The sequence below is a fragment of the Sandarakinorhabdus sp. genome (assembly GCF_031422795.1).
GTDB lineage: Bacteria > Pseudomonadota > Alphaproteobacteria > Sphingomonadales > Sphingomonadaceae > Sandarakinorhabdus.
Genome location: NZ_JANPML010000275.1, coordinates 1 through 4,965 on the forward strand (window position 1 = coordinate 1; position 4,965 = coordinate 4,965).

Genomic DNA, 4,965 nt, shown 5'->3' on the forward strand with positions numbered 1-4,965 from the left:
TTGCTGGCATCGACATGCGTCACCGTCGCGCCGGCGCGGGCCGCCACCAGGCTGCCAACGCCGGTATAGCCGAACATGTTCATCACCCGGTCGCCAGGCTTGATACGGCTGGCCAGCCAATCGAACTGGCCGCCCATATCGGGGAAGAAGCCAAGGTGGCGGAATGGCGTGTTGTTGGCCCAGAAGCTCACTTCACCGCCCGGCGATGGCCGCTTCATTTCCCAGCGATCGGGCACATTGGCCGACAATTGCCAGCGGCCGCCGCCCTCTTCATCGCTGCCGCCGATGAACTCGCCATCGGCCTTCCATTCGGTACTGGCCGGTGCCCACATCGCCTGCGGTTCCGGGCGGATGAAGCGGAAGCGGCCATAACGCTCCAGCTTTTTTCCGTGGCCCGAGTCCACCAGCCCGAAATCGGCCCAAGGCTCGGTAACGAGGGTGGCGAGACTGGTCATGCAGCAGCCTTATGGCGGCCGATCTCGGCGCGGGCCGGCGCGGCGGCCAGCATGGCGGCACCGGCAGCGCGGGCGGCATCAACCGTGACAGCTTCGATGCGCGCCACCAATTCGGCCGGCGGCAGAAAACGGCCGTGCACGATCAGGCTGCGGCCCAGATAATCAGACGCGCCCTGTGGGCCTTCCAGCGCCATCAACAGGCCGGCCACGGCCTGCGCGCGGGCGCGATTGAGCTCGGCCTGTTCCAGGCCCGAAGCGGTTTCGTGCAGCACGGTCATGATCAGGTCGCGCGCGGCTGCCGCCTGCTTCGGATCGGTGGCGGCATGGACGCTCAACAGACCGGCATCGACATAAGGCTGCAGCGAGGCCGACACGCTATAGGCCAGGCCACGCTCTTCACGCACCTGCTGGAACAGGCGTGAAGACATGCCGCCGCCCGCGGCCAGCGTGAACAACAACGCAGCATCCTGCGCCGAATCATGGTGGCCGGGCGCGGCCCAGCCGGCGGTGAGCTGCGCCTGCTCGATGCGGCGGGCATCGTGGTGGCGGCCGGGGTGAAACTGCACGGTCTCGCCAGTTGCGGTGGCGGCCGTGCCAGACGCCGCCGGAAAGGCAACTTCGGCGAGGCGGCAGAGCGCATCATGATCAACCTTGCCGGCAGCGACCAACGTGAGCCGCTGCGGCGCATAATGATCAGCCTGCCACGCCAGCAGATCATCGCGGGTGATGCGGGCCAGGCTGGCCTCGTCACCCAGGATGGAACGGCCGAGCGCCTGGCCCGGGTAGGCGGCTTCCTGCAGATGATCGAACACGATGTCATCGGGCGTGTCGCGGGCCTCGCCCAGTTCTTGCAGCACGACTTCCTTTTCGCGGACAATGTCATCCGGGTCGAAGCGGGCGCCGCTGACAAGATCGGCGATCAGATCGACGCCCAACGGCAGATCGCGCGCCAGGATGCGGGCGTGGAACATGGTGGTGTCGCGGCTGGTCCAGGCGTTCAATTGCCCGCCGACATCCTCCATCTCTTCGGCAATGGCGCGGGCGGAACGGCGCTGCGTGCCCTTGAACACCATATGTTCGAACAGATGGGCAAGGCCATTCAGCTCGGGCCGCTCAAAGCGCGAGCCCGTCTCGGCCGTCAGCGCGACGGCCGCGGTTTCAAGGCCAGGCAGCGCCCAGCTGGCGACTCGCAAGCCGTTGGTGAGGGTGGTGATCTGCGGTTCGGTCATTTGGCGCGCGCACGTTCCGCAACATAGGCTTCGATGGCCTGCAGGCTGGCCGGCGCGATGTCGTAACGCTCGATGCGCGTCATCAGATCAGCCAGACGCGCCGGCAGATCAGGATGGACGCCGGTGGCTGCCCGCACGGCGGCTGGAAACTTGGCCGGATGGGCAGTAGCCAGTGTCACCATCGGAGCGCTGCCCGTGTCGCGCCGGGCCGCTGCAAGACCGATGGCCGTATGCGGATCGAGCAGTTCGCCGGTTTGTGTCAGCGCCCAGCGCATGGTGTCCGCCATTTCATCGGCGTCAACGCGGGCGGAGGTGAACAGGCCATCGGCCTTGGCGCGCCAGGCTTCTGGCAGGACGAGCTTTTTCGTGGCTTCAAATTCGGCCATCGCAGCGGCCATCGCAGCGCCATCACGTCCCGACAGGTCGAACAGCAGCCGTTCGAAGTTCGATGACACCTGAATATCCATCGACGGCGCATCGGTGGGGGCCACCGTGCCGGCACTGTAATCGCCACTAGTCAGCGCGCGGTGGAGAATGTCGTTGCGGTTGGTGGCGACCACGAGGCGATCGATGGGCAGGCCCATTTGCGCCGCGACATAGCCGGCGAACACGTCACCGAAATTGCCGGTTGGCACCGCGTAAGACACGGCCCGGTGCGGTGCGCCCAAGGACAGCGCCGAGGTGAAATAATAGACGATCTGGAACAGCAGGCGCGCCCAGTTGATGCTGTTGACAGCGGCCAACGGAAAACGGGCGGCAAAGGCGGCATCGTTGAACATCGCCTTCACGATGGCCTGGGCGTCGTCGAAATTGCCTTCGATGGCGATATTGTGGATGTTGCCATCCAGCACCGTCGTCATCTGCCGGCGCTGCACCTCGCTGACCCGGCCATGCGGATGCAGCATATAGACTTCAACGCGCGACCGGCCGGCCAGCGCATCAATGGCAGCCGAACCGGTGTCGCCCGATGTCGCGCCAATCACGGTGATGTGGCGGCCCGATTGGGCAAGGAATCGCTCGAACACCAGCCCCAGCGCCTGCAGGGCGACATCCTTGAAGGCCAAAGTTGGCCCGTGGAACAGTTCGAGCAGGTAGTGGCGATGATCGAGCTGCTTCAGCGGCACCACGGCGGCGTGAGCAAAACGGCCATAGGCGGCGGTGAAGATGGTCCGCAGCGCCGTTTCATCAAGGCTGCCGGCGGTGAAGCGCTGGCAGACACGCACCGCGATCTCGACATAAGGCAGGTCAGCCATCGCCGCGATTTCAGCCTCGCTGAAGCGCGGCCAGCTTTCCGGGACGTAAAGCCCGCCGTCGCTGGCCAGACCGGCGAGCGTGGCGGCTTCGAAATCAAGGATTGGGGCAGAGCCCCGTGTGGAGACATAGCGCATGACGGCTTCCCGTTATTCGGGCTTGGCGCTGGGTGCAACCATGCGCCGCCGCAGATAGAGGCCGAAGATCGCGGCCAGCACGATGGCGAGGCCGAACCATTGCCCGGCATAGGCCAGGTGATTGTCGGGCAGATCGGCGGCGCGCGGCGGCTGCGGGCGCGCCAGCGGCGGGATGGCCCCGTCTGGAATCAGCATGAAACGCGGCCGATCCGGTGCATCGCCATAGGGATTTTCGATCACCACGCCGCTGAGCTGGTGGTCGAGGTTGATGATCTGGTCCTTGGCGTCGACACGCTTGGTCCAGCCCGCCACCGCAACGATGTCGGGCGGGCGATTGTTGGGCCGGCACGAAACGACGACGAAAAAGCCCGAGGTGCCGCGCGCAGAACTGCCGGGACGCAGATCATAGGGCTTCTTCGGTCCGGCGCGGCAATCGATTCTGGCGCGGCGATATTGCACCGATGCATCACCCATCATCGCGGCGCGGAATTCTTCCGGCGTCACCTCGGGCAGGTTGGGCGCAGCGGCCAGACGCTCGATCAGGTCACGCTTCCACTCGCGGCGATCGAGTTGCCATTTGCCCAAGCCGCACAGGATCAGGATGCCGACGGCGGTGATGATAGTGGGGATGATGGGGATGCGGCGAGTCACGCCTTCCCCTCGCCGGCATCATTGCGAAACTCAAGTGCGACCAACAGCCCCTTGGCCAGCCGCATCAGGCCCAGCGACAGGCCGATGGTGAGCGGCCCCCACAGCAGCACATGCACCCACCATGGCGGGGCGAGCTTGGCTTCGGTCACCTGGCTGGCGATAATCACGATGGTGGCAACGATGAAGATCAGGAACGGCGCGGCGCCGTCACCCACGTTGAAGCGGACATAATCCAGCCCGCAGTTCGTGCAGCGCGGTACAATCTTGAGCAGGCCAACGAACAAGGGGCCGCCGCCACAGCGTGGACAGCAGCCCCTCAGTGCAACCTGAACCGGAGTGGGGGTATCAGCCAAGCGCGTGGTGGGCCACAGCTGCGCCGAAGTTCGAACCCCACACATAGATGGCGATGAACAGGAACAGCCACACCACGTCGACAAAGTGCCAGTACCAGGCCGCCGCTTCGAAACCGAAGTGGTGGCGCGCGGTGAAGTCACCCTTGTAGGTGCGGGCGAGGCAGACCATCAGGAAGATGGTGCCAACAACGACATGGAAGCCGTGGAAGCCGGTCGCCATATAGAAGGCAGCACCATAGATGCTGTCGGCCATGCCATATTCGGCGTGATAATATTCGTAAGCCTGCACGCAGGTAAACAGCAGGCCGAGCACGATCGTCACCCACAGGCCCTGCTTCAGGCCCTTGCGGTCATCATGGATCAGCGCGTGGTGCGCCCAGGTGACGGCGGTGCCCGACAGCAGCAGGATCAACGTGTTCAGCAGCGGGAAGACGAACGGATCGAGCAGCTCGATGCCCTTGGGCGGCCACACGCCTTCGATGCCTTCGTGCACCGACGGAAAGAGCGCGGCGTTGAAATAGGCCCAGAACCAGGCGACGAAGAACATCACTTCCGAAGCGATGAACAGGATCATGCCATAGCGGTGATGCAGCTGCACGACCGGCGTGTGATCACCAGTGTTGGCTTCGTGAACGACATCCTTCCACCACAGGAAGAACATGGTGCAAACGGCGGCAAAGCCGGCGACGAAGGTGGGCATGCCCCAACCGGTCTTGTGCATCCAGCCAACGGCACCGGCGGCGAGGATCAACACCGCCGTCGACATCATCAGCGGACGCGATGACGGGTTGAGGATGTGAAATTGGTGGGTCTTGGCTCCAGCCATGGGTCAGCCCCTGTCCTTCTCAAACGGCCTTGTACGAATTGTCGCAGCGCTTAGCCCGACCCG

General features: G+C 64.6%; 5 protein-coding genes and 1 pseudogene. All 6 read right to left on the minus strand.

The window, feature by feature from the left end; genetic code table 11:
* Positions 1–455 (minus strand): annotated as a pseudogene (locus RMO81_RS09905) (class I SAM-dependent rRNA methyltransferase); the annotation flags it as partial.
* Positions 452–1,684, minus strand: a complete 1,233-nt coding sequence (locus tag RMO81_RS09910; protein WP_310475686.1) for a pitrilysin family protein — start codon at positions 1,682–1,684, stop codon at positions 452–454. The gene RMO81_RS09910 and the pseudogene RMO81_RS09905, both read right to left, overlap by 4 nt.
* The gene (thrC, locus tag RMO81_RS09915) at positions 1,681–3,072 is read right to left on the minus strand and encodes a threonine synthase (protein WP_310475688.1); all 1,392 of its coding nucleotides are present in this window, start codon (positions 3,070–3,072) and stop codon (positions 1,681–1,683) included. The genes RMO81_RS09910 and thrC overlap by 4 nt, the downstream gene beginning before the upstream one ends.
* A 12-nt stretch (positions 3,073–3,084) precedes the next feature.
* Positions 3,085–3,723 carry an SURF1 family protein gene (locus tag RMO81_RS09920; RefSeq protein WP_310475689.1) on the minus strand — a complete coding sequence of 213 codons (639 nt, stop codon included), beginning with the start codon at positions 3,721–3,723 and terminating at the stop codon, positions 3,085–3,087.
* Positions 3,720–4,007: a DUF983 domain-containing protein gene (locus RMO81_RS09925; protein ID WP_310475690.1), complete on the minus strand. Its 288-nt coding sequence runs from the start codon at positions 4,005–4,007 to the stop codon at positions 3,720–3,722. The genes RMO81_RS09920 and RMO81_RS09925 overlap by 4 nt, the downstream gene beginning before the upstream one ends.
* Positions 4,008–4,068: 61 nt before the next feature.
* Entirely contained in the window at positions 4,069–4,902 is an 834-nt protein-coding gene (locus RMO81_RS09930; protein WP_310475691.1) for a cytochrome c oxidase subunit 3, read from the minus strand.
* Positions 4,903–4,965: the final 63 nt, after the last annotated feature.

Bases quoted from the DNA above. Each gene is read 5' to 3' on its own strand.
- thrC (WP_310475688.1), bottom strand. From the start codon at position 3,072: ATGCGCTATGTCTCCACACGGGGCTCTGCCCCAATCCTTGATTTCGAA.
- RMO81_RS09910 (WP_310475686.1), bottom strand. From the start codon at position 1,684: ATGACCGAACCGCAGATCACCACCCTCACCAACGGCTTGCGAGTCGCC.
- RMO81_RS09930 (WP_310475691.1), bottom strand. From the start codon at position 4,902: ATGGCTGGAGCCAAGACCCACCAATTTCACATCCTCAACCCGTCATCG.